23 protein-coding genes are annotated in these 23197 nt (G+C 50.2%); 13 read left to right on the top strand and 10 right to left on the bottom strand.

All coding sequences use genetic code 11. The features are described from left to right. Positions 1-359: 359 nt before the first annotated feature. Complete coding sequence (locus AC5JO6_RS05540) at positions 360-1013, top strand: hypothetical protein (protein WP_496080050.1); 654 nt, start codon at positions 360-362, stop codon at positions 1011-1013. A 152-nt stretch (positions 1014-1165) separates the two neighbouring features. Here AC5JO6_RS05540 and AC5JO6_RS05535 read toward each other — a convergent pair whose 3' ends face one another. The 3 genes from AC5JO6_RS05535 to arsS all read right to left on the bottom strand — a co-directional run bounded on the left by AC5JO6_RS05535 (position 1166) and on the right by arsS (position 5222). After that, the gene (locus AC5JO6_RS05535; RefSeq protein ID WP_496080049.1) at positions 1166-2716 is read right to left on the bottom strand and encodes a mercuric reductase; all 1551 of its coding nucleotides are present in this window, start codon (positions 2714-2716) and stop codon (positions 1166-1168) included. A gap of 195 nt (positions 2717-2911) precedes the next feature. Further along, positions 2912-3646 carry a TIGR04283 family arsenosugar biosynthesis glycosyltransferase gene (locus AC5JO6_RS05530; protein WP_496080048.1) on the bottom strand — a complete coding sequence of 245 codons (735 nt, stop codon included), beginning with the start codon at positions 3644-3646 and terminating at the stop codon, positions 2912-2914. A gap of 439 nt (positions 3647-4085) precedes the next feature. After that, complete coding sequence (gene arsS, locus AC5JO6_RS05525) at positions 4086-5222, bottom strand: arsenosugar biosynthesis radical SAM (seleno)protein ArsS (protein WP_496080047.1); 1137 nt, start codon at positions 5220-5222, stop codon at positions 4086-4088. 101 nt (positions 5223-5323) lie between these two features. On the opposite strand from arsS, the gene AC5JO6_RS05520 reads away from it, so the two are divergent. Next, complete coding sequence (locus AC5JO6_RS05520; RefSeq protein WP_496080046.1) at positions 5324-5770, top strand: hypothetical protein; 447 nt, start codon at positions 5324-5326, stop codon at positions 5768-5770. On the opposite strand, the gene AC5JO6_RS05515 is transcribed toward AC5JO6_RS05520, so the two are convergent. Continuing rightward, positions 5754-6380, bottom strand: a complete 627-nt coding sequence (locus AC5JO6_RS05515) for a TIGR04282 family arsenosugar biosynthesis glycosyltransferase (RefSeq protein WP_496080045.1) — start codon at positions 6378-6380, stop codon at positions 5754-5756. The genes AC5JO6_RS05520 and AC5JO6_RS05515 overlap by 17 nt on opposite strands. Positions 6381-6440: 60 nt before the next feature. Here AC5JO6_RS05515 and AC5JO6_RS05510 point away from each other — a divergent pair, with 60 nt between their 5' ends. Then, positions 6441-7088: a class I SAM-dependent methyltransferase gene (locus AC5JO6_RS05510; RefSeq protein ID WP_496080044.1), complete on the top strand. Its 648-nt coding sequence runs from the start codon at positions 6441-6443 to the stop codon at positions 7086-7088. A gap of 13 nt (positions 7089-7101) precedes the next feature. On the opposite strand, the gene AC5JO6_RS05505 is transcribed toward AC5JO6_RS05510, so the two are convergent. Next, positions 7102-7680, bottom strand: coding sequence for an Npun_F5749 family FMN-dependent PPOX-type flavoprotein (locus AC5JO6_RS05505; protein WP_496080043.1), 579 nt, complete (start codon positions 7678-7680; stop codon positions 7102-7104). Between the two features lie 114 nt (positions 7681-7794). Continuing rightward, a complete protein-coding gene (locus AC5JO6_RS05500) occupies positions 7795-8538 on the bottom strand; it encodes a M48 family metallopeptidase (RefSeq protein ID WP_496080042.1) in 744 nt (247 codons plus the stop codon). A 310-nt stretch (positions 8539-8848) separates the two neighbouring features. Between AC5JO6_RS05500 and AC5JO6_RS05495 the strand changes: the two genes are divergently transcribed. The 5 genes from AC5JO6_RS05495 to AC5JO6_RS05475 all read left to right on the top strand — a co-directional run bounded on the left by AC5JO6_RS05495 (position 8849) and on the right by AC5JO6_RS05475 (position 13947). After that, positions 8849-9502, top strand: a complete 654-nt coding sequence (locus AC5JO6_RS05495) for a GNAT family N-acetyltransferase (RefSeq protein ID WP_496080041.1) — start codon at positions 8849-8851, stop codon at positions 9500-9502. A 79-nt stretch (positions 9503-9581) separates the two neighbouring features. Further along, a complete protein-coding gene (locus tag AC5JO6_RS05490) occupies positions 9582-9833 on the top strand; it encodes a TIGR03643 family protein (protein ID WP_496080040.1) in 252 nt (83 codons plus the stop codon). Positions 9834-10285: 452 nt separating this feature from the next. Continuing rightward, positions 10286-11212, top strand: coding sequence for a tRNA epoxyqueuosine(34) reductase QueG (gene queG / locus AC5JO6_RS05485; protein WP_496080039.1), 927 nt, complete (start codon positions 10286-10288; stop codon positions 11210-11212). 115 nt (positions 11213-11327) lie between these two features. Further along, positions 11328-12044 (top strand): ATP-binding protein, encoded by a 717-nt coding sequence (locus tag AC5JO6_RS05480; protein WP_496080038.1) that lies wholly within the window; start codon positions 11328-11330, stop codon positions 12042-12044. 778 nt (positions 12045-12822) lie between these two features. Continuing rightward, entirely contained in the window at positions 12823-13947 is a 1125-nt protein-coding gene (locus tag AC5JO6_RS05475; protein ID WP_496080037.1) for a glycosyltransferase, read from the top strand. Between the two features lie 55 nt (positions 13948-14002). On the opposite strand, the gene AC5JO6_RS05470 is transcribed toward AC5JO6_RS05475, so the two are convergent. Further along, entirely contained in the window at positions 14003-14212 is a 210-nt protein-coding gene (locus tag AC5JO6_RS05470) for a hypothetical protein (RefSeq protein WP_496080036.1), read from the bottom strand. A 212-nt stretch (positions 14213-14424) separates the two neighbouring features. Between AC5JO6_RS05470 and AC5JO6_RS05465 the strand changes: the two genes are divergently transcribed. Then, complete coding sequence (locus AC5JO6_RS05465) at positions 14425-14556, top strand: hypothetical protein (protein ID WP_496080035.1); 132 nt, start codon at positions 14425-14427, stop codon at positions 14554-14556. Positions 14557-14748: 192 nt separating this feature from the next. On the opposite strand, the gene AC5JO6_RS05460 is transcribed toward AC5JO6_RS05465, so the two are convergent. Then, entirely contained in the window at positions 14749-16392 is a 1644-nt protein-coding gene (locus AC5JO6_RS05460) for an ArnT family glycosyltransferase (protein WP_496080056.1), read from the bottom strand. Positions 16393-16540: 148 nt separating this feature from the next. Between AC5JO6_RS05460 and AC5JO6_RS05455 the strand changes: the two genes are divergently transcribed. From AC5JO6_RS05455 to AC5JO6_RS05440, 4 genes are all read left to right on the top strand, one after another. Beyond that, positions 16541-17944, top strand: a complete 1404-nt coding sequence (locus tag AC5JO6_RS05455) for a CPBP family intramembrane glutamic endopeptidase (protein WP_496080034.1) — start codon at positions 16541-16543, stop codon at positions 17942-17944. 247 nt (positions 17945-18191) lie between these two features. Then, complete coding sequence (gene leuC / locus AC5JO6_RS05450) at positions 18192-19595, top strand: 3-isopropylmalate dehydratase large subunit (RefSeq protein ID WP_496080033.1); 1404 nt, start codon at positions 18192-18194, stop codon at positions 19593-19595. 79 nt (positions 19596-19674) lie between these two features. Then, positions 19675-21063 carry an FAD-dependent oxidoreductase gene (locus tag AC5JO6_RS05445; protein WP_496080032.1) on the top strand — a complete coding sequence of 463 codons (1389 nt, stop codon included), beginning with the start codon at positions 19675-19677 and terminating at the stop codon, positions 21061-21063. 180 nt (positions 21064-21243) lie between these two features. After that, complete coding sequence (locus tag AC5JO6_RS05440; RefSeq protein WP_496080031.1) at positions 21244-21408, top strand: hypothetical protein; 165 nt, start codon at positions 21244-21246, stop codon at positions 21406-21408. Here the strand turns inward: AC5JO6_RS05440 and AC5JO6_RS05435 are convergent. Together AC5JO6_RS05435 and AC5JO6_RS05430 are read right to left on the bottom strand one after the other, a co-directional pair. Continuing rightward, on the bottom strand, positions 21402-22031 hold the full coding sequence (locus AC5JO6_RS05435; protein ID WP_496080030.1) for an SRPBCC family protein: 630 nt from the start codon (positions 22029-22031) through the stop codon (positions 21402-21404). The two genes, AC5JO6_RS05440 and AC5JO6_RS05435, sit on opposite strands and share 7 nt — an antisense overlap. A gap of 350 nt (positions 22032-22381) precedes the next feature. Beyond that, on the bottom strand, positions 22382-23104 hold the full coding sequence (locus AC5JO6_RS05430; RefSeq protein WP_496080029.1) for a type 1 glutamine amidotransferase: 723 nt from the start codon (positions 23102-23104) through the stop codon (positions 22382-22384). Positions 23105-23197: the final 93 nt, after the last annotated feature.

The raw sequence follows: 23197 nt of genomic DNA, 5'->3' as shown, positions 1-23197 counted from the left end.
GTCTTTGATATAGGTCGTCGAGTCTTTGATATAGGTCGTCGAGTCTTTGATATAGGTCGTCGAGTCTTTGATATAGCTTCAGTGCGTCCCTGTGGTCGATCGTCTAGGCTTGGCGATGAGTCAGAGAGTCTTTGTGATAGGTTGTCCGGGCTTGGCGATGAGTCGGCGCGTCTTGGATATAGCTCAGGGAGTCTCTGTAATGAGTCGTTGTCTATTTGAGCTGTCTATTTGAGATTGAAATTAAGGGTGGGCACTGCCCTGCTACTTAACAATCGTAACTAACCATCTTCAGGTAAACGGCTAGCTGTAGTGATTTCAGGCAGTTTGGGCATACTGAAACCATCTTTTCCTGCGTCGCTATGAAAATCCAAGATCTGCTCAAGCGCCTCATTAATTGGTTCTTGGGCAAAGCACAACCGAAGCTGGAAACGTTAGAAGAGGAGGTGATTCACGGGGAAGGGGTGAGTATTATACGCTACCAGCGGCGAACCCATCGTGCGTATCGTACCTGGAGAGCCGCTTACAAAGAGCTTGACTATGACCTCATCTTTGGGTGGGATACGCTTGCCTACTTGCCGGATGTGCCTGTTGTGCATAAGCGCGATCGCCTGAGTACGCATTTGGTCAGCATTTACAGGCAAGGCTTGCACGCCCGCTACAACCCAGTACGGCGGTGCCACGAACCCGATATCACTGTGCTGGTCAGCGATGAAGTCTGTCTGGAGGCAGCGTTTATGAGTGAGACGGTGAGACGCTGGCGGGATACAACGAGAACCAGCGATAAGCCGATTCAGACAGACGAGGATTTGTATAACCGCATCATTGATGAGGTAGCACGTTACGCAATTCGCCATCCTCCTGCTGAAGTGGAGCCAGCCCAAATTAATTGGAGCGAAGTGGTACAGCAAACGACCAGGGTTTTTCTGGGCAAAGGGCATCCAGTTTTTCCTGTAGCAAACGAGATGCCTGACTCAATCGATCGCGGCGTTGTCGCTGCAAAACGCGAGGCATGAGCGATCGCTGGCGAATCATGCCAGTTCTATAAAATCGCCCTGCTGCTTCGTTTTTGCTGCTTCGTTTTTGCTGCTGACCGCTGACCGCCAGCCGAAGCTTGCCTGTGTAGCCACAATTTGTGAAATGGTATAACCAATATCAATCTGCGTTTCTAGCTAAATTTTGCGACGAGCTTTAACAAAAATTGAGTGGTTGGATTGAGAAAGGCTTGACGGTAATAAGTATCAGCCGCTTTTTTAATTGCTTCTGCCTGGGTTGGATACGGATGAATCACTTTCGAGAGCGCTTTAAGTCCCTTTTTGGTGACGATTGCCAGCGTCACTTCGCTGATCATTTCGCCTGCATGACGCGCCACGATCGTCGCTCCAAGAATTTGATCTGAGCCACGTCGCAGCAGAATTTTAATGAATCCATCTGTTTCTCCGTCGGTGAGCGCACGATCGACCTCTGAGAAAGGAATGTGGATTGTGTCAGTGTCTAAGCCTTTGGCTTGCGCGTCTGCTTCGTAGAGTCCAACATGGGCAATTTCAGGATCGGTGTAGGTTACCCACGGCATCACCAGGCTGCTGAGTTTGTTGCGTCCCAAGCCAAACGGAGCGAAGAGAGCATTCTGAATGACCAGACGAGCCGCTGCATCGGCTGCGTGGGTAAATTTCCACTGCATACAGATGTCGCCAGCGGCAAAGATGCGAGGGTTGGTTGTTTGCAGGTAGTCATTCACGACTACGCCATGATGGGCATCATGTTTGACACCGACTGCGTCTAAGTTGAGTCCATCGACGTTGGGCGATCGTCCCGCGCCAATGAGAATTTCGTCTACTACTACCGTTTTGGTTTCGCCCTGCTGCTGATAGTAAATCACCTTGCCCGCATCTGTTTTTTCGACCCGTTCGATCGTGCTACCCAAAACGAGGTGTAGTCCTTCCTGGAGAAAGCGTTGCTGTATCAGTTCGGCAGCATCAGGATCTTCGCGATCGAGCAAATGATCATTCTTGTGCAGCAAGGTTACTTCACTGCCGAGGCGATGGAATGCCTGTGCCAGTTCACAACCGATCGGTCCGCCACCAATAACGGCTAAGCGGGCTGGGCGATCGGTGAGCGAGAAGACTGTTTCATTCGTCAGAAATCCAGCGTCTGCAAGTCCAGGAATCTTGGGATGAGAGGCACGAGCACCTGTTGCGATGACTGCTTTCTTGAAGCGCAAGTGGCTACCGTTCACTTCAACTGTGTTTCCATCAAGGAATGTCGCCTTACCCAGAAACACGTCAATGCCCTGGCTACTAAACTCTTTTGCGGAGTCGTGATGGCTGATTTCGGCTCGAACCCGTCGCATCCGCTGCATCACCGCTGCAAAATCAACGTCTACCGACTCTGGTGGATGAATGCCAAACGGTGCAGCATTCCGTATTGTGGCAGCGACCCGTGAGGACTGAATCACCGTTTTGGAGGGCACACAGCCTAATGTGAGGCAATCGCCACCCATCAGGCTTTTTTCAATCAGGGCAATCTTCAACCCCAGCTTTAGCCCTGCTGCCCCGGCTGCAACCACCAATCCTGCTGTCCCCGCACCGATCACCACTAGGTCATAGAGCGCAGCAGGTTCAGGATTCACCCAATCTGGTGGATGCACCTGAGCTAGCAGTTCCTGGTTGTACTCATTCAGTGGTTGGACAGCAGGTTCGTCGTGGATGAAAGGGAGCATGAGGAGTGAGGATGAAAGGGGTATGGGATATGGGGTGCAGAGAGAGCAGGGGAAGCGGAGGGAGCAGGGGAGGCGGGGGACTTTTGAGCAATCAGCGGTCAGCTTTTTACCCTTTAGCCTCAGAAACCGGGTTTCTGATCATTAACAATCAATTGAAACGTATCGTCGCTTAAGAAACCCGGTTTCTACTCATGGCTAGCGAATGTCTTCGTAGAAGCGCTTAAGTGTTGTGGCGGACGCGCCGATGCCCCAAAGAAACCCAATGTAAAGATAAATCGCCGTTGCTTTGAGCGTCCCCCATTTTGCCACGCGGCGATCGGACGACTGTACGACTCGATTCACCTGGCGGATGCGCCCATAGGGTAGCAGTTTCAGGCACAAGTCCGCTTCTTCCATAATGGGGAGTGCTGGATCGAAGCCACCACACGCCCAAAAATCACCGCGACGGCAGAACATGACTTGATCGCCAAACAGCAGCCGTAACCCTTTGAAAAAGAAACGGTAGGGACGGAACAGCAAAGGCGCGTAGTAGGTTTTCAAGTAGTTGTGTAAGGACACGCCCCAGCGAGTGGTTTCGGTGCCTGTCATGAGTGAGATGAAACCACCACAGGCGATCGCGGGATTCCCCAACGTCCTTGCAATCACTGTCACCAAATCATCGGGCACCAATGTATCCGCATGAAGAAAGCAAAGAATCTCTCCAGTAGCTACTTCCGCACCCCGATTCATTTGAACCGATCGTCCTGCCTGTTCGGATGTGATAACCAGGAATGCAGCGGTTTTGGCGATCGACACTGTTTGATCCTGACTGCCACCATCCACCACCAAAATTTCCCACGCAGGCGGATCGAGTACGCTCAGGCAGCGCAATGTCCTTCCTAGTGAAGTTGCCTCATTTAGGGTGGGAATGATGATGGAAACTCGAGGCATGGGAAAACCAAATTAACCAAAAGGAAACGTCCATGTCCAAAGTTCGTAGTAGATCCATGCCTCTGGTAACGATAAAGCTACTGTACTTCCTAAAATCACCCACCATCGTAAACGTGGTACGGCGAAAAAGGCAGTAGCGCTAACAAAAAGAGACTTGAATGTACCGATGGGTATACCTATTGATAAGAAAAATAATATCGTCTTAAGAGAAAGAAGCTGAGGTAAATAAAGGTTGGGCTTTGCAAACCAAAGAACTAAAAAATGAGTAATTACTGAACTAGGAATACACAAGATTAAAAAGACTTTAAAGACCTTTGATCCGTTCATGTTTGAGAACATAGAATTGGCATTCCTAAAGATCTGCAAAAGCTCTAGCAAGCAAGTGTACAGATTCTCAGATCCCCGACTTCTTGAAGAAGTCGGGGATCTTTGTCCTTGGTCACACGATCGCCCCACTACACGAACTACCCGCACCAGCCGTACAGCCAAAGCAATGATGTCCGGTGACAATCTCTCGTTTAGCTAGAAACGTTGGATTAAAGTCGCGGATGTGAGATCGCTGACCATCCGGTTGTTGTACATCTAAGTCCAGCATTTGATTAAAATCGCAGTCGAAAAGGCGACCGTCCCAGGAAATCGACAGCGTGTTGCGACACATCAAACCCGCGATCGTACCCGGATTAAACGCATTCACAAGACGTTCCATATACGCTTGCAGATTGCCTGAAGTCTCTAACCATTCCAGGTAGCGAGAGATCGGCATATTATTGAGGGCAATGAGGCGATCGAAGGTAATTCCATAATTTTCCTGCAACCCATTTTTCCATTCTTTCTCAATGCAAGGGTTGTTTTTGGCGAGGCACGTACCCAACGGATTCGTCACTAAGACCAATTGACGTTGAGAATCGCCCTTTCCATAGCCTGCTGCATTCAACCGTTGTAGAGCTTGAATGGATTTCTCAAACGTACCATCGCCGCGTTGGGTATCAGTTCCTTGTTGCTGATAGTGGGGCAGCGAACAGACTATCTCTACGCCCCGTTCAGCCAGCCATTCAGGGAGATCCTGCATTCGTGGTAGCAAGAGAACGGTTAAATTGCAGCGATCGATCACATGCTTGCCCCGCGCCACACATTGATCCACCAGATAGCGAAAATGAGGATTCATTTCAGGCGCACCACCTGTGAGATCGACCGTATGGGCTTCTGTCTGATCTAATGCTTGCAGGCAGGACTCGATCGTCGATCGATCCATATTTTCAGCCGTGCGCGTGGGACCTGCATCCACATGGCAATGGCTGCACGTCATATTGCACAGCTTGCCGAGGTTGATTTGAAAAATCTCCAGTTTGCCGGGTTGTAGGATTTGCCACTGGTGCGCTGCCAGCGTTTGAGCAAAATCGCCCTGCTGCGGCGTTTGGGACAAATCCACGGCTGCCAGATCTGCAAGCTGTTGTTGTGGATCAGCGAGGCGCGATCGACCATACAGCAATGCCGTTGTCGCTTTGGATGGCGCTGACGGCTTCCGTTCGAGGTTCTTCTCAATGCTTACCGTCAAGTCTTGTACCGTTTCAGACATTAAAAATCCTTTGCAGTCTGCCTGTGGTCTTCTATTAAAAGCTTATCGTTTACAAATGGTTGCTGACTGCTTCACGTTGAAACCACTTTTGGAGTTGCCGGATGGAACTTGAACGCTATGAAAAATGGGAACCCGTAGAAGGGATTACAAACCCTGTGCATTGTGCTCGGATCAACGAAGGTGAACAAGGGCTATCCATAACACTCATTTTCTCTAAGACGGTTGATGGGCTTCATGCAAAACTCCGAATAAATTTCGTCGGTCGCACGCCAGCCTACACTGTTCATGAGGAATTTGTTCATCCCTGGAATGTGGCTTTCGTTGAGCCGATCCCGAAGCTTGAAGGAAAGTGGGTGGGATGGACTTTTCCACTCCTCATTGTCAAGCATTCTACATGGTTAAAATCCTTCTCAGAGAGTCAAATAGTAGGTTACGCGGATAGTATTCACTATCGACTCATGACGTTAGACAAAATTGTTGACGTTCTCTATGACGGAGTACCTGAAGCATCCTGGGTGCAACAGGCTAACTCTACAGCACAGAACTAGGTGTGATGGTTCGCTCCCAAACGGGTAAATCGTCGGGTCGATCGACATCCGTAAGCGCTGGCAAAGTGGCGAGAGACAGATTCAAATTGCTGGCAATGTCTACCGTTTGCTGAAACACGCGATCGGTGCTCCAGGCGATCGTCTTAAACAACTCAGGCACCGATCGTCTCAGCCCAATGAGGTAATAGCCACCATCCGTTGCAGGTCCTAACACCAAATCAGTTTGCTGTAGTGCCTGAAATGCCTCTGTCAGCAGCACGTCCGTCAACTCTGGACAATCCGTGCCAATGATGATCGCTGCCTTCACACCATTATCAAACGCGGTTTGGAATGCCTGTGCCATGCGATCGCCCAGATCCCCCTCAGGCTGTGGCTGATAGCTGAGATCAGAACCTAACCAGGTTTGCATTTGGATGCGATCGCCCCCCGCAAACCAGATTTCAACCGTTAACGATAGACTTTGCTGCAATCGTTTAACTTGAGCCAGCGTATATTCAGTCATCTGACGATGGAGTTCTGCGGCTGCTTCAGCTCCCAAAGCGGGAATCAGTCGCGTTTTTGCTTTTCCAGCTTCTGGGTAGCGCGTAAAAATAATGAGGCGATCGCTCACGGGTTATCTGTAATCCTTACTGTAGTGAGCATACTCTGAACGCTGGAGCCGAGCAGCCCTATGGAAACCAACGTCCGTAAGCAATACAACCAAATGGCAGCGTTGTACGATCGCGTTTGGAGTCGTTACGTCGCTAAAACTCTGGCGTTTCTCAAAGACTGGGCGCAGCTTAGCCCAACCAGCACTGTTCTTGATGTCGCTTGCGGCACAGGAACGTTTGAGCGCCTGGTACTGCGGGAGCACCCGACACAATCGATCGTCGGCATCGATCTCTCCGAGAAGATGTTAGACATTGCTCAACAAAAGTGTCGTGCCTTTCCCAATGTTTCGTTCCAAAAGGCTTCTGTCGCTGCCTTGCCGTTCGCCGATCGCAACTTTGATGTCATTGTATCTGCCAGTGCCCTTCACTACTTTGACGACCCGATCGCAGCCCTCATCGAAATGAAACGGGTACTCAAGCCCGATGGCGAACTGGTTATCCTCGATTGGTGTAAGGACGACTGGCTGTGTCGGCTGTACGATTTTGCGTTGAAGCGGTTTGATCCAGCGTATAGACAGTGCTACACCCAGGTCGAGTTTCATAGCTTTCTAGGTGCGGCAGGCTTTCAAATCCGGCGCGCCACCAGAGTTCGCCTTACTTTAGCGTGGGAATTGATGGTTGCGACTGCGAAGCCAATCGCTTTGGGCGATCGTTCATACGAAGGCTAAAGCTCTCCCATCTTCAAGGATTGATTGCCTGGACAGACCAGCCTGAGCCGTCTTGCTGATGCAGCCAGCGATTTTGGGGATCACCGCGTAGCTCCAGGTGATCGACTTCCTGCGGATCGAGCAGCAGCAGGCAAAAATGCGGTAAAGGAGTCGTAGCCTCAGGTACAGGCACATTGAAGCCATCGCGATCGGTTTGAGGCTTACCAGGATGCGCCCAGGCAAACTGAGTCCGGGCACCATCGGATAACGCCTGCCATGCAGTCTGTCTCGCCTTGAGCAGTAATGGATCAGGGTGATCGGCTCTGACTAACAGTAAAGCACCTGCAAGACGGAACTGTTCCCGCGTTTTGGGAAAATACCAGCAGGCTTCACCCCAGGGAGTGCGATCGATCTGGTCTGCCTTCTCATTCCGAGCGTCAGTGACAAATTGCAGTTGGTTCGTCCCATCAAGAAACCCCCGAAACACGATCGTACGGTTTGCAGGACGCTGATCGGCACGCACGGTTGCAAGCTGCAAATAACGAGCATACGCCAGAGAGCGATTGCGGTGAAGAGCATGGGCAAGCGGCGACCGCCAGGAAGCCAAAGACATAGGGAAAGGCTAAGAGGAAAGGCTAAAGGCTAAATGATAAGGGATAAAAAGACAGAGTAGGTATAAAGACTCGCGTCCAGCCCTATCTTTCATCCTTTAGCCTTCATCCTTTCCTCACGTCTCCATCCAGAGCGGTACATGATAACGAGCATCCCGTAACCCATCATCAAGCTGTCGATAGGCGGGTTCGTAGTGAGCGACTAATGCCCAAAATGCTGCTGAATGGTTCAAATGCACGGTATGGCATAGCTCATGGATGAAGACGTAGCGCACCAACTCGCTGGGCAGAAAGAGTAGTTTGCAGTTGAGACTGATCGTTTTGCGGCTAGAACAACTGCCCCAACGGGTCTTTTGACCGCGCACAGACGCAGTTTCAAACGGTAGCTCTAATTCTTTACTCACACTCCGCAGCCAGGGAAGGAGATGCTTCTGAGCCTTGCCAATCACCCACTGCCGTAAAGCTTCACTACAGGCGTTTTGATCGGTCGTCTGTCCAAAAAGGCTTAGCGTCAGGTCAGCTTGCTCGATCGCCCGAACGCCGGGTAGCTGAGTAGGGCAATAGTCAACCTGCCAATTTTGCGCGATCGCGCGCAGGCAAAGTCGCCCTGGTAGCTGATCGGCTGGCTCTACTCCAACTAAGGCTTGACGTGTCTCGACCTGCTGAGTCACCCGCTTAATCCAGCGCTGTTTACGCTGCAAGATTGCAGGGATGGCGGTTCGATCGTAACCTTGCGGTACGACAACCTCCAGGCTGCCTGCCACTGAAATCTTGAGAGAGACATGCTTTGCTTTAGGGCTTTCTCGCACGGTGTAGCTCGGCAGCATGGCAACATCAGTTCTCTGTCTGTGTTTCGACATTCCCATTAACGCACTCTATCGTCAAAGTGTCACCCCTCCAAATGACAAAAACTTTATGCCCTTTTCAAGCCCTGGGAACGCTTATAATCAACGAAACCCTTTAGCCTTGGACAGTGCGCTGTGGGTTCTAAGGAATACAATTTTCAAAGATCTATCCGGCGATCGGACTGTCTGACCAATCTCATCAGGTTGAAGCGCTAATGCCCAGATTCAATCGCAAGGTGCTTCAGTTAAATGACCAATGCCAGACAGCACTCGTTCGTCATTGCAATCAACATGGGTATACTGGGTGACGAATAGAGCGCTAGACATGCTGTTGCAACCGTTCGCACAAAATATCACCCTACGTCCGGCGATCGCTGAGGATGTAGCTTGGGCTGCCCCACTATTTTTCTCGGCAGGTCCAGCCGTTTTCAGTTACATTTTTGCTTCCCCATTTGAGGAATCAAAGGCGATTTTTGGTCAGGCGTTTGCCTACCCTCAACATGCTTTCAGCTACGAACATGCTCAAGTCATTGAAGTGCTGAATCAACCTGCTGGTGTCATGATTAGCTATCCGGGCTTTTTAAAACGTCAGGCAGATGAAAAAGTGCATCAAGTGATGGCACGCATTCTGCCGCTTCGCAAGCTACCCAAAATTTTGGTCAATCTAGCAGACCTGACTCGTATCAAGCAGGATATTTCTGTCCAGGATTATTACATTCTGGGTCTTAGCGTCGTCCCAGAATGCCGTGACCAGGGTTTGGGCACCTACCTGCTTGCCCAGGCTGAAGTGCAGGCACGTGCCCACCACTGTCAGACGATCGCGCTCGACGTGACCTATACCAACACGTCCGCCAGAGCCTTATTCGAGCGCCTTGGTTATCGAGTGACATGCAGTAAATCAACCCAGCGCTTTGAGCAATTAACTCGCTCTGGTGGAGTGCATCGCATGGTCAAACGTTTAGACAGTCAAAGTGCTTAATTGAAGCGAATTGACCTGACGGTTATTGTCTCTCAGCGTTAGGCTAAGACTACCGACTGCGCTAAGTGGTGACTTGACTATGAATCTTCCAGAGCTTGACACCGAAACGATCGATCGCATTCTCGAAATGGCATGGGAAGACCGTACACCCTTTGAGGCGATCGAACGACAGTTTGGTTTGCTCGAAAAACAGGTCATTGCCCTCATGCGGCGAGAGATGCAACCGTCGAGCTTTAGAATGTGGCGTAAGCGAGTCAGCGGTCGCCCAACCAAACACCTCAAAGAGCGCGATTTTGTAGCTGGACGCTTTCGATCGCAAAACCAGAAGTAGCTCTAAAGCTGGTAGCTCAGTAGCAGTCCTCGATTAAACTGACAATCTCTGGAAGCGGTCAGCCGTCAGCTTTCAGCATTGAACATGTCCCATTTGATTGTGTAGTTTGCTTATCAACTTTTACTAACTGCTGCCCTTATACCAATTCGATAAAATCGCCTTACAGATTCGCGATGTACGACTTTCCTAAAATACCTGCTGAGACTGCCCTCACCCTAGCCCTCTCCCAGCAGGAGAGGGAACCGGAAACGCCTGAAAGCCCTTCTCCCCAGGGAGAAGGGTGGGGATGAGGGCAAATTTAGTGGCACATCACGTTACAGATTCGTTTTTGCTGCTGACCGCTGACCGAAGCTTGCCTGTGTAGCCACAGTTTAGTGAAATGGTATTAGTTTTGAGTTGCTCCTGCCTGCTGCCTGCTGCCTCCTGCCTTCTGCCCCTGCTTGCAAAGAGCAATGACCCTTGACACCCAAATTAAGCAAAAAGCACTGGAAATCGGCTTTCATCAGGTTGGGATTGCGGCGATCGCACCTGAAGCGTCTGAGGATACGCGCCTGCAAACCTGGCTCAACAGCGGCTATCAGGCAGATATGTCCTGGATGGAGAATCCGAAGCGGCAGGATATTCGACAGGTCATGCCAGATGTTCAGTCTGTGATTTGTGTCGCGCTGAACTACTACACTCCTTCTGTGCGCCCTAACAGCAGCACGACAGCAAAAATCGCCCGTTACGGTTGGGGGCGTGACTATCACAAGGTACTGCACAAGAAGATGAAAGCGCTCACTGCCTGGATCAGCAGTCAGGGAGAGGCTGTGCAGGCTCGCTATTATGCCGATACCGGACCTGTACAAGATAAAGTGTGGGCGCAGCGGGCTGGCATCGGTTGGATTGCCAAAAACGGTAACGTTATCACGCGAGAATACGGTTCGTGGGTGTTTTTGGGCGAAGTGCTAACGAATCTGTCTCTGCCGCCCGATCGCCCACATACGGCTCACTGTGGCACCTGTACGCGCTGCATGGATGCCTGTCCTACTGGTGCGATTCCAACGCCTCAAGTAGTGGATGCCAATCGCTGCATCGCCTATCACACGATCGAAAATCGGGCAGCGACCTTACCCAACGCGATCGTCCCTCATCTCCAGGGCTGGGTAGCAGGCTGCGATATCTGCCAGGATGTCTGCCCCTGGAATCAACGCTTTGCCCAGCCGACTGATGTCGCTGACTTTCAGCCGCACCCCTGGAATCTCACCTCGACCTTGCCAGCCTTAGCCACCATCACCGATGAAGATTACGATCGACAGTTTACAGGCTCCGCTCTAAGACGCATTAAACCCTGGATGCTGCGACGGAACGCCCAAGCAAATTTGGAGAACAGTCAATAGATCAAGTCTCACGCAGAAACTGGGTTTCGTTCAAAAGTATTTAAAGCCTCCGATTCGTTACCTTTCTTAACAGAACAGGTTATAACGGAGACTAGAGGAACCCTTTTTAGACGTTATGCCCCAAGCACACGCTCCCGCTCAAACTCAGCCAAATACGCTACAGCAGTTGCAGTTAGAAAGTGTGCAACTCAAGAAGCATTTAGCGGCACAAAAAGCGGTGATCGCTTCACTGGAACGACGGGTTGGGCGATCGCTGGACACTTTGAACGTTCATTTGCAGTCGTTAGTCAACGTTCGTCAAGAAGCGCCGTGGTACTACCATCTCAGTATCATGCAGCACGAGATTAACAGTCTATGTGATTTGATTGCAGACACCATGCTGCTGCAAAAGCTAGAAGCTGGCAGGGTAGACGTGAAGCTAGAGCCTTTAACATTGACACCGCTCCTGGTAGGAGTGACTCGCCACCTGCTTGACCCCAAAGACGGTAGCCCTGCTCGACTGATCTGTGACATTGATGCCGCTCTACCACCAGCTTTAGCCGATCAAGAATTGACTGAAGCCGTGCTGACCGACCTTCTCGCCAGAGGCTTAAAATATTCTGATGTAGGTTCGCCAGTCATTTTAGGTGCCGCCCATAGAGCTGATCGCGTCGTGCTGCACATTACAGCGCAGCGGTTTGCCCCCGCTGGCGATCGAGATTTTGCCACCGAAATTATCCTTTGCTGCCGTCGTATTGAAGTGCAGCGAGGACACGTTACATGCCAGCAGCATGTTGATGGGTTACAAACAGTCACGATCGCGCTTCCCCTTGCGTCTTGCTGTGATGCCTGATGCCTAGAACAATCATCTACAGAGGAGATACGGAGCTTGAAGCATCTATTTCAAGCTCTGCTTCATGTTCTTTAAACGGGATCTTCTACGTGTAGGTAACGCCTCTATCTGCAAACTCAAAAGAGGTTCAAGCTTGGAGCAACGTAGAAGTAGAGCTATTTTGTTAGTTACCAATTTTCCCGCTCTTCGCCAGTTGAAAACTGTTGGCTAAGCGTTAATATTCTCTTGCGTTCAGGTGGTATCAGCGATTAGCTTGACGAGACCAAGGCTTTGAAAGAGGTGTTTGAGCACATATTTCGATCGCGCTCAAGGTTGGTTTGACCCACTCCGATGACTGTTCATAGTGAACTTATAAGCTTCTCAAGATAGGCAGCTCCCTGAAATCAAAAGGGCTTAGTGAGCTTATTTGAATTCCTCTTAGCGTAAGTTTAAAGATTTGGTGAGCATGAAGATGCAAGATGTAGGTAATAGTACGGTTCTGCTACTTTAATCTTTATTGCTTCTCTCAAAATGTTCTTCCGGTTGGTTCTGTTGGTGAAAGACGAAGAAAAATAGCGCTGTCTTGTCAATGGTAAATCTTCTACGTATCAGTAGTTACAACTACATATCAGTAGTTACAACTACATATCAGTAGTTACAAGGCTTTTCAGCTCAACTAACGATAAATTTTTTACACCTATTTTTCTCTGCTTCTGACTAAGAACACGCGATTAAAAAAACGCTTTTTCTTCCAAAAAAATAGAGAGATCCTCCCTTACAGCAATCTGGTACTTAACCCATGACCACAATGCACCCTCACGGCTCTAGCGCTACTATCAACCCCTATTTCACCCAGAGGCAAAAGCCATTAGAGCTACTGCCATACCCAGTTTATCTGGTGACCAAAGAGTCTAAGTGGAATGATTTAATTGACAATCCCAATCAGAAGATCACTGATGCTCTTTACAAGCAATGTGTGCTTTCGGAAGACATTTGGTCAGCACAGACGTTTATGAACCTGAAGAAACGAGGTTTGAATGTACACCTCGTTCCTCATCTTGTACCAGGAAGTATCAATATTGTTCCTTTCGACTATATTTATCTGGCGGATTTCTCGTACCGCAGCTATGTTGTCGCTGTGCAGTACGATCGCCCTCATCCTGAACTTTGTGAGCGCCGTATTGTTTTAAATAAGGTGGGCGCGATCGATTCGACGCACCACTTCTTGCCGCACTGGCCCCAACCCAACTTAGAGCCGCGTGATCCGTCGCGGGGCACACGCATTGAAAACTTGACCTTTAAAGGCAACAGCTACAACTTGGCTGAAGGATTCAAAAGCTCAACCTTTTTAGAGGCGCTCAAAGCGCTGCGTATAAAGCTTGTTCTTAGCTCAGAAGAGGCAGGTTTTGACGGTTGGCGCGACTACAAAACAGCCGATGCTGTGATTGCTGTACGAAACATTACACGCTACGACAGTACGCTCAAACCAGCTCTGAAGTTGACGAATGCCTGGTTTGCTGGCTGTCCGGCTATTCTCAGCCCTGAACCTGCGTACCAGGATTTACGGCAATCGGCGCTCGACTACATTGAGGTGACCACGCCAGAGGAGGCGATCGCTGCTCTCAAGCGGTTACAAGATGAGCCAGCACTCTATGCTGCTATGGTTGAAAACGGCTTTCGACGCGCCAGCGAATTTACAGAAGACAAAGTTGCGCTTTATCTACGCAATTTACTAGCAAATCCTATTGCGGCAGGTTACGAGCAGTGGCTACGTCAATCACCGCTTCAGAAGCTGATTGGACGACCCGTTCAGCACGCTGGACGTATCATCAAGCAACGGCGTGAGCATCAGTATTACATGGCTCATAGAGATAACGGTCCTCGCTTACTGACAGATGCTGCCAGCAAAAACACCGTCAATTAGCGGAACGTTTTTTGAGCAAGATTTTACGCTGGTAAGGGCGAGCGATCGTTCGCCCTCATTTCTTAACGTTGAATGGTTTTAGCTGACTGATTAAAAAGAGGGTGTTGTGAGCTTCTATGGCAGTGCGAGTGGTTTCGATGATTTGGGTGTAGGCGGCAATGGTCAGCCCGTGACCCAGATCCAGGCTTTCATCCATTGATTTGAGGTTGGCAAGGCGACGCTGGGCTGTGTCGAGAGCGGCAGAACCGCGAGTTTGTAGAGTCATGATAGATGCAACCATTTGATTTAGTGATTGTAGGAGCAGGTTTCGCTGACTGCCCTTGCTTGAGTCGAGAGCCTGTCGCTAAACCCATCCTGATATGGTTTTTCCAAGACAGCCCTATGAATGCTGAGATGAGACTCGTGTTTCTAGGGCATGTTTTAAAACCTAGAGCCAAAGGAGAATGGAAGCAACCTGTGTAGCCGCAGTCTCGTGAAATGGTATTACTAACAGTCATTTTTCTGTCGAATCTGATGGCGATCGTGCTGCAAGCATTGTGTGTGCGAATAATACCAATTCTACAAAATCGCCCTACAGATTCGTTCTTGCTGCTGACCGCTGACCGCTGACCGCCAGCCGAAGCTTCCCTGTGTAGCCACAGCTTAGTGAAATGGTGTAACACAGCATTGAAGCCGAACGTTGAGAGATTATCGGTCACGAAAATGCTTCTGTGTTGGCTCAACTGTGGCGTTGGCTTGCTCCATTTTGGTCTCTCAAGAGCCGTTAAGCTCCAAAGCTTTGTGCTCCTACTGCAAACCGTCTCATACCCCATATGGTCGTGGATAGGGTTTTAGCATGGTCTTGCACTGGTAGATTTCAATCACCTGAACGATCGCCCCTCCCCGTTGAATTGGAACGTCAGCAACCTTCTGAATATCCTGGAAGTAGTTCTGATATTGATCCACAGCTAATTGCGCTTGCAATGCTGTTGTGACTAGAAGACCGCTTTGTCCGACCCATTGTTTGCGGGTTGACCAGAAAGCAAAACCACGCAAATCTTTGTCAAAGCAGGTGATGGGTTTAGGGTTGAGAGGCGCGATCGCCATACCCAACTGTCCTGCCAAATACAAATCATTGGTAAACAAAAAATCTGTATTTTGCATCGCGGCAGTGAGCGTTGTCGAATCTGCAAAGCCTTGTCGTAGTTGTTGGATGTCAATAAGTTGTGTGGAAGCATCATTAGCGGGCGTGAGAAAGCCACCAAACAAGGCATAGCGGCTTGGTTTTTGAAAGGTACCGATCGTCACATGCAGCAGCGCCACCAACAGCAAACTGCTTACCACCAATCCCGAACCCACAAGCCAGCGTTTGACAGCGCGACCTTGCCAAGTGACCGCCTGTTGTCCCAACAATAGTGTTGCGCCCCAAAAACCTGGCATTGCCCATGTTGGCAAGATCGATCGATAGCCACCCATCAGTGTGAAGGTCAGCATCAAGGGAAGGGCAAGCCAGAGCGTAAAGGAAGTTTTGAGTTTTGAATTGTGAGTTTTGCTAACCGCTGACCGCCGACCGCTGACTGCCTCTACCACTGCTTTTCCACTCACCCACCAAAGCGGAAAGCCGAAGGTTGGAAACAAGTAACCAACGCCCGCGAGAAAAGTGACCAGCAAATCCAGAAGACTGTAACCACGATCGGGCACTGCCCGCCCTGACTGAAACCGTAGCGAGACCCAATCATGCTGAGTATTCCAAACCACGATCGGCAGCACTGCCAGCGCAAACAAGCCCAAACTTGCCAGCATCCAGGGAGAAACGAATGCGACCCGATAGCGTGGACTGGTGAGGCAGAATCCGATTAACCCAAAACCCAGTGCCAAGCCATGATATTTACCCAGGCAAGCCAGCCCGACGAGCAGCCCGACGATCGCGAGTCGATAGCTGGGGCAATAAGGGCATGAAGAGACACTCTCTGCGTCTCTGCGCCTCTGCGGTTCCCCTTCTTCTCCAGGACAAAAAAACTCACGTACCGCTATGTAGAGTGCCGCTGTCCAAAAGAACATCAGCGGGCTATCTGGCAAGGTTAGCACGCCGAAGCCGAGTTGGAAGATAGGGATCAGAGTTGCGATCGCCAACGTCAGCACCGCCGCTTGCCTTGAAAAAAGCCGCACACTGGTCAAGTACAGCAGCAGTAACGATCCCGTGTGCAGCAGTAGCGTGCCCAGGCGAATGGTGAAAGGAGAAACATTGCCTGTCAGCCACGGACCAAAGCCTGTTGTCAACGCGACCAATGGAGGATGGTCAAAGTAGCTCCAGTCTGGATGAAGCGTGTAGAGATAGTAGTAGCCTTCATCAAAACCAGGCGGTAGCCAAACAGCGATCGCGCACCGAAGCAGCAAGCCACCTGCTAAAAGGCTTACCAGCGGCATATTTTCTCGCTGAATGAACCATTTTTTTACCGCTTCCATGCCCTGCTCCGTGCTGATGTCGATCGCTAACAGCATTCTGACGCTAGCCAATCTTACGCTAGTAAGTTTCAGCCCTTTACTCTCTGACGCAGGAGCAATGAGCAGAGTGTTATGATTTCAAGATCTATTTGCTATCCAATATTGCTGAATGAGTATAGACTTTTTAGCCAACCGCTGTGAGTTTGCTAAGCCTAAGCAGTATAGCGGCAAAGGAGAAGTGACTTTTGCAGTCATTGGATGCATTCTCTGGTTTGGCGCGATCGTCGTTCGGCTGGGTTTTGGTGAACAACTATGGACGTTAACTGAACGGTTCATTGAAGCATCTTCCTTCGTTATTTTTGCTGCTATACCAATCTTTTTTCTAGCCACTTCGATCGGGACAGCGTTCGCTAAGCGAGTGCTATTGAGAAACAACGGACTCTGGTTTCAAGTACTTATTTGCCTGCTGCTGGGGCTTTACATTAGCCTGATTAAACTGTTGGCACTAAATCCAACGCTTTTTACCTGTCTTGAAGACTTTGAGAGCTTAATTATTAAAGATTACTTTTGGGCTAACGTTCTTATCTTTTTGATGGGAGCCTTTATTGTGCTTCGCATCCCCTTTCTACTGCTAGAGTTACGCAAGCATAAAATTCATAAAAGAAAGTATCGATCGCTTCCTCAAACCATCAGAGATAGCAGTCAAATCATTCTTTTACTAAGCCTTCATTTTATTTATACTAGCCTCGTTAATACCTCTTTTTTGTCCGCTGGAATCGAGACTGTAAACTCAGGGTACATCATTGGCTTTGGCTACTTTATCATTGTCGCCTTGATGCATCTGCCCATTGTGAGAACAACGCTATTTGATCGCACAACGGTCTTTGATCTGCTGCTAGCAGCGGCTTGTCTGATCAGCCTCTTTATGTTTTCTAAACCTGCCTTCAGTTTTGGCGCGTTTATTAGCCTCACTCTCTTTGTTCTGGTTTGGATTCATGGCACGGGCATGGGACGATCGCATTTTGGCTATAGCTTTGAGATTCGCAAAATCGATTTGTTCTATGTTGCCAAAGCCATCTTGACAGCGATTTGTCTCCTGGTGCCATTGGCATTATTGCTCAACTTTGCGCCATCCAAAACGGCTTCTGCCTTCGATTGGCGTGCGATCGGTAGCGATGTGCCTTTTTTCCTGAGCTACGCCATTCTTTTCAGCTTTCGGGTGGGCATCTTTGAGGAAATTCTGTTCCGATCGGGGTTGATGGTGTTCATTCGTGACCAACTGCAAACGCGATCGCACTCCTCTTTGAGTCGGCAACAGCTTGTTTGGTGGTCGGCGATCGTGTGCTCCGTGGTTTTTGGCATCTGTCACATCGGCAATGATCCCGAATCTGGTAGCGCACTCTCACCATTGCAGTACAAAGCCACTTACGCCGTACTGGCAACCCTGGCATCCATGTTTTACTCCCTTGCCTTTGGTGAAACGAATCGTCTCTGGGTTTCGATTACCATTCACGGCATTGTGGACACAATGGCTGTCGTGCTGCTAGGTGCGTCGTTGGTTGTGCCGTTTTAGCAATGAGCGGTCAGCTTTCAGCGGTCAGCGGTCAGCTTTCAGCGGTTAGCTCTCAGCGGTCAGCTTTCAGCAAAGAGTGGACTATAGGCAGCCCTAAATCATTTGTGAGCAAAACTCATGTGAGCAAAACTCAATGATTTGCAGTCAGCTAATCGCTAATGCTGATCGCTTTTCGCCATGTTGTCAGCATCGCTTGGTAGAATAGAGTCCCACCACACACCGATCGCGGGCAAGCAACACAAAAACCATGAGCACAGGGACGCTGTTTGATAAAGTTTGGGATGCACACACCGTCGGCGTTTTGCCGTCTGGACAGACGCAACTCTTCATTGGGCTGCACCTGATTCACGAAGTCACCAGTCCCCAGGCTTTTGCGATGTTACGCGAACGGAATCTAACGGTGTTGTTCCCCGATCGCACGATTGCTACCGTCGATCACATCGTACCGACCGACAATCTGGCGCGTCCCCTTGCAGACTCGATCGCCGAAGAGATGATGCAGGCGCTGGAGCAGAACTGTAAGGAAAACGGCATCACGTTCTACAACGTCGGGTCGGGCAATCAGGGCATTGTGCATGTGATCGCTCCAGAACAGGGCTTGACTCAACCAGGTATGACGATCGCTTGTGGAGACAGCCATACTGCCACGCATGGAGCGTTTGGCGCGATCGCCTTTGGTATTGGCACCAGCCAGGTACGCGATGTGCTGGCATCTCAAACGCTGGCGCTGGCAAAGCTCAAAGTCCGCAAAATTGAAGTGAACGGCAGCCTGAAGCCCGGTGTTTATGCCAAAGATGTCATCCTGCACATCATTCGGAAGCTGGGCGTGAAGGGTGGTGTGGGCTATGCGTATGAATTTGCGGGTACGACCTTTGAGCAGATGAGCATGGAAGAGCGGATGACGGTTTGCAATATGGCGATCGAAGGCGGTGCCCGCTGCGGCTACGTCAATCCCGATCAGGTTACATTCGACTACCTCAAAGAACGCGATTTTGCGCCAAAAGCAGCCGAATGGGAGAAGGCAATTGCCTGGTGGAACAACATTCGTAGCGATGCCGATGCCGTTTATGATGATGTTGTGATTTTTGATGCAGCCACGATCGCGCCTACGATCACCTGGGGCATCACGCCGGGTCAAGGCATTGCCGTCAATGAAACCGTGCCAACACCCGCTGAAATGCCTGTGGATGAGCGGGCGATCGCCGAAGAAGCGTATCACTACATGGATTTGCAACCAGGCAAGCTCGTCCAGGGCACAAAAGTTGATGTCTGCTTTATCGGTAGCTGCACCAACGGCAGAATCAGCGACCTCCGCGAAGCTGCCAAGTTTGCTCAAGGGCGGCATGTCGTCGAAGGCATGAAGGCATTTGTCGTCCCTGGCTCTGAGCGCGTGAAAAAACAGGCAGAAGCAGAAGGGCTACACAAAATCTTTGTTGAGGCTGGTTTTGAGTGGCGCGAACCGGGCTGCTCCATGTGTCTCGCCATGAATCCTGATAAACTTCAGGGTCGCCAACTCAGCGCCTCGTCATCAAACCGCAATTTCAAAGGGCGGCAAGGCTCATCGTCTGGTCGCACGTTGCTGATGAGTCCCGCGATGGTGGTTGCCGCAGCGGTTACAGGTCAGGTAACTGACGTGCGCGAGTTGCTGTAAGGATCATCAGAGTTCGCTACCAATATGCTGAAAGCACGGACGCGCTTGATACGATTAAAACGTACTTGCGATTCAGCCCATGATTAGTTTAGTCGCCGACACGAGCGTTGATTCACCCCGTCGTGCCATTGTTATTGGTGGCAGCATGGCGGGTCTGCTTGCCGCTCGCGTCCTGATCGACCATTTTGCTGAGGTCGTGCTGATCGAGCGCGATGGTGTTTCTGACCCACTAGCAACTCGTCCCGGTGTGCCGCAATCGCAGCATGTCCACGTGCTACTGACCCAAGGTCAACGCTTGCTAGAACAGCTCTTTCCAGGTTTAGCAGCAGCACTCACCGCAGCAGGTGCGCCGACCGTCGAGTGGACGGCTGACTGGCTCATGTTGGGGGCGGGGAAGTGGCTGCCGCGCTGTTCATCCGATCTGTCAGGACGGACGTGTAGCCGGACGCTACTGGAAGGGCTGATCCGTCAACGGCTGCTAGCATCTCCAAAGTTGACGTTGCTCACAGGCTGTCAGGTCGAGGGATTGCTCACCACAAAGGAGAACCAGCGCGTGAACGGCGTTCAGTTGCACTGGCGTACTCCGGATGCCGCATCAGTGCCGTTGCTGAGTGCCGCGCTGGTGGTTGATGCCAGTGGGCGGAATTCTGCTTTGCCTAGCTGGTTAACGCAGATGGGCTACGATGCACCACCAGAAACGATGATTAATGCCTTTCTCGGTTATGCAAGCCGCTGGTATGAGCGTCCAAAGTCTTTAGAAGCCGATTGGCAAGGCATCACTGTCGCTGCACTCGAAGGGGTTAACTCGCGCGGCGGTGTACTGTATCCGATCGAGAACGATCGTTGGATCGTCACCCTCGGCGGCGTAGGACACGACTACCCACCGACAGACGAGACAGGCTTTCTGGCGTTTGCTCGCAGTTTGCGGGTACCCATTCTGTATGACTTGCTCAAAGAGGCGCAACCGCTATCGCCGATCTACAGCTATCGTCGTACCGAAAATCGTTGGCGACACTATGAGCGCTTGCATCACATGCCTGAGGGTATTGTGGCGCTGGGTGATGCAGTCTGCGCCTTCAATCCAGTCTATGGACAGGGCATGACAACAGCAGCCTTGAGCGCAATGACGCTCGATCGCTGCTTAAAACAGGTGCAAACTCAGACACGCAATCATTTCTCGCTCCGGTTTCACAAGCAGCTTGCCCGTCAGCTCAAAACTCCTTGGCTAATGGCAACGGGAGAAGATGGTCGCTGGTCTACGACAAAGGGAGCGCAACCAGGGAGGCGTGAGCGTCTGATGCAAAAGTATTTCGATCGTGTCACTGTACTCATGCAGGACAGTCCAGCTCTTATGAAAACGTTTGCGGAAGTGGTGCATATGGTCAAGCCGCCAACAGCGCTGTTGGCACCAGGCATCGTGCTGCAAGTGCTGGCAAGCTACGGCAAGCGCATTCCTAACACAAACTGACGCTTTCTGCCCCACCAAACGCTGTCTCCGTGCCGGGTAGTTGAGTAGCAATCTGGAGCCTTCAACGCCCTACTGCTAGTGGCTGTGTTTATTGGTTTTTCACACAGCCGTACAATCACGCTGTTCATTCGGAGCCGAACCGCTAAGAATTATCGCAGTGTTACTGTTGAGGTTCGGTGTATGCGTTTGAGTATCTTAATGACTACGATCGCGCTCTTGCTGTTTATGACTGATACGGCTCTAGCGGGCAAAGGGGTTCCCGGTAGACGAGTGGGAGGCGGAACGCGCTTAATCAACGTCATTTACAAGCCGATCGCTCTGGTTTATTTGCACCAACACTATTGAGTGCGTCGTTCAGTTTCTCTCTTGATAGCGCTCATGCTCTCGCCCAATGAATCCTTGAAAACGTCGTAAAAGATCCTTGATGGCGTTCCCGCTTTGGGTTGCACCTCAATGACTTGAGTCAGCAAAATCTGATTTGCTTTTGCACCTGTGTAGGGCGCGATCGGTTCTAGCAGCCAGTAACCCTTCAGGCTTTTCAAGTCACCGTCGATCGCTTGAAAGTCAATGCGGGTTTTGGCTGTTTCCGTAATCGCTGAGCGAATCCGCGATCGAGCAGTCACAAAAAACACTTGGCGCACATCAACCTGCTCAATCACTTTCTGATTGCCATTGACCGTAATCACTTTGCTCGACACTACATACGGCATGAACGTTGGCGTATTGCTGTAGTCTGTGAGCACCGACCATACTGTATCTGCCGACGTTGAGAGTAAAACTCTGGCTGTATACTGACCGTTCTCTCCCGTAATCAGCGGCTGACCGTTTCGCAAGAGCACTCGCTCTTCTGTCGGCAATTGATCAACCGTGCTGTTGAATAAACTAGAGCCGGAGGCAAGCGGCAGTGGCAGCAGCGAAAGAGCGCCAAAACAACCAGCAATCACGCTAATGTGGATGAGCTTCAACATAGAAAAGGTTCCTTGATGGATGGAGCAATCGGGTCTCAAACATTTGTGCAGAATTTAAGCACTGCCTTGTAAATATCAGAGCTGTTGGTTAAAGCCACCCTAAACCTTTGAGGACGGTTAGCGTTGCAACGGTAACCCAGAAAATGACAGGCAAACTCAAGAGGGTGGTGAGCTTTGAGACTGACCAGATCTGTATAACGTCTGTATAACGACAAACGTGGTCAGAGCGATCGTGCCCAGGTTACTCAGCAGCCCACCCATTGGACTATCGATTGCAAGCAAGTAAAAAGGATACAGCCAGCATGAAACCATCAAAGCTGTCACCCAATTTCGCGCTTGATTCAGGACTGCTATCGCGCCAACTCTAGAAAGTTATGCATAAAACGATTTGCCAGCGGTGCCACGAAAGGAGAGTGCTCTTTTGCGTCCTTTAGCAGTTGAATTAAATTGGTATCTTGAATGTTACTGTCTTTCAACTCCTGGTCGATCACAGCAGCACAATCGCCTAAAACATTCTCATCAATTTCGAGATGGAATTGCATTGCCCATACATGATTTTGATACCGAAATGCTTGATGGGCGTACTTCTCGCTTCTTGCTAAATGCACACAACCCGATGGTATTTCAAAGGTATCCTGGTGAGATTGGAAAACCTTGAAGCGCTCAGGGAACTCCTTCAATAAAGGATCGGTTGCTGAGGATTGGAGTAACTGAACGTCGCACCAACCTGCTTCTCGTCCAGCCTCTCCTCGGTAAACTTTAGCACCTAAAACGGTTGCCAAAATCTGAGAGCCTAAACAGATGCCTAGAGTCGAAATTCCCTGTTCGATCGCATCTTCTAAGAGCTTAAATTCATATCTTAGAAACGCATGTTCTTGATCTTCATAGGCGCTCATTGAGCCGCCTAAAACAATAATATGAGAGTATTGATTAACTGGCTCTAACAGTACTTCACCCTGAGGTGTGTCCAGGTACTTAAAAGGCACTGCCTGTTTTCTTAGCGCAGTTTCTAGTAAGCCTAAACTGGAGCACTTTTCATGCCGAATTACTAGAATAGATGGTTTTTTTTTCATTGGTATCTCGATCGTGGATCAGTAATCTAGAGTGAGTGTTTATGTCATGAGTCGATGACTTATGTGTTGCGTTCTAAGCACTTGGTTGTCAGG

It is taken from the genome of Tildeniella sp., assembly GCF_059505325.1.
This window is presented reverse-complemented; position numbering and strand designations above follow the sequence as displayed.

Coding starts and splice junctions, on each gene's coding strand:
- queG (WP_496080039.1), top strand. CDS start 10,286: ATGACCCTTGACACCCAAATTAAGCAAAAAGCACTGGAAATCGGCTTT.
- AC5JO6_RS05530 (WP_496080048.1), bottom strand. CDS start 3,646: ATGCCTCGAGTTTCCATCATCATTCCCACCCTAAATGAGGCAACTTCA.
- AC5JO6_RS05505 (WP_496080043.1), bottom strand. CDS start 7,680: ATGTCTTTGGCTTCCTGGCGGTCGCCGCTTGCCCATGCTCTTCACCGC.
- AC5JO6_RS05475 (WP_496080037.1), top strand. CDS start 12,823: ATGACCACAATGCACCCTCACGGCTCTAGCGCTACTATCAACCCCTAT.
- AC5JO6_RS05430 (WP_496080029.1), bottom strand. CDS start 23,104: ATGAAAAAAAAACCATCTATTCTAGTAATTCGGCATGAAAAGTGCTCC.
- AC5JO6_RS05470 (WP_496080036.1), bottom strand. CDS start 14,212: ATGACTCTACAAACTCGCGGTTCTGCCGCTCTCGACACAGCCCAGCGT.
- AC5JO6_RS05445 (WP_496080032.1), top strand. CDS start 19,675: ATGATTAGTTTAGTCGCCGACACGAGCGTTGATTCACCCCGTCGTGCC.
- arsS (WP_496080047.1), bottom strand. CDS start 5,222: ATGTCTGAAACGGTACAAGACTTGACGGTAAGCATTGAGAAGAACCTC.
- AC5JO6_RS05490 (WP_496080040.1), top strand. CDS start 9,582: ATGAATCTTCCAGAGCTTGACACCGAAACGATCGATCGCATTCTCGAA.
- AC5JO6_RS05540 (WP_496080050.1), top strand. CDS start 360: ATGAAAATCCAAGATCTGCTCAAGCGCCTCATTAATTGGTTCTTGGGC.
- AC5JO6_RS05520 (WP_496080046.1), top strand. CDS start 5,324: ATGGAACTTGAACGCTATGAAAAATGGGAACCCGTAGAAGGGATTACA.
- AC5JO6_RS05500 (WP_496080042.1), bottom strand. CDS start 8,538: ATGTCGAAACACAGACAGAGAACTGATGTTGCCATGCTGCCGAGCTAC.
- AC5JO6_RS05460 (WP_496080056.1), bottom strand. CDS start 16,392: ATGGAAGCGGTAAAAAAATGGTTCATTCAGCGAGAAAATATGCCGCTG.
- AC5JO6_RS05440 (WP_496080031.1), top strand. CDS start 21,244: ATGCGTTTGAGTATCTTAATGACTACGATCGCGCTCTTGCTGTTTATG.
- leuC (WP_496080033.1), top strand. CDS start 18,192: ATGAGCACAGGGACGCTGTTTGATAAAGTTTGGGATGCACACACCGTC.
- AC5JO6_RS05535 (WP_496080049.1), bottom strand. CDS start 2,716: ATGCTCCCTTTCATCCACGACGAACCTGCTGTCCAACCACTGAATGAG.
- AC5JO6_RS05510 (WP_496080044.1), top strand. CDS start 6,441: ATGGAAACCAACGTCCGTAAGCAATACAACCAAATGGCAGCGTTGTAC.
- AC5JO6_RS05495 (WP_496080041.1), top strand. CDS start 8,849: ATGCTGTTGCAACCGTTCGCACAAAATATCACCCTACGTCCGGCGATC.
- AC5JO6_RS05435 (WP_496080030.1), bottom strand. CDS start 22,031: ATGTTGAAGCTCATCCACATTAGCGTGATTGCTGGTTGTTTTGGCGCT.
- AC5JO6_RS05455 (WP_496080034.1), top strand. CDS start 16,541: ATGAGTATAGACTTTTTAGCCAACCGCTGTGAGTTTGCTAAGCCTAAG.
- AC5JO6_RS05480 (WP_496080038.1), top strand. CDS start 11,328: ATGCCCCAAGCACACGCTCCCGCTCAAACTCAGCCAAATACGCTACAG.
- AC5JO6_RS05465 (WP_496080035.1), top strand. CDS start 14,425: ATGGTATTACTAACAGTCATTTTTCTGTCGAATCTGATGGCGATCGTG.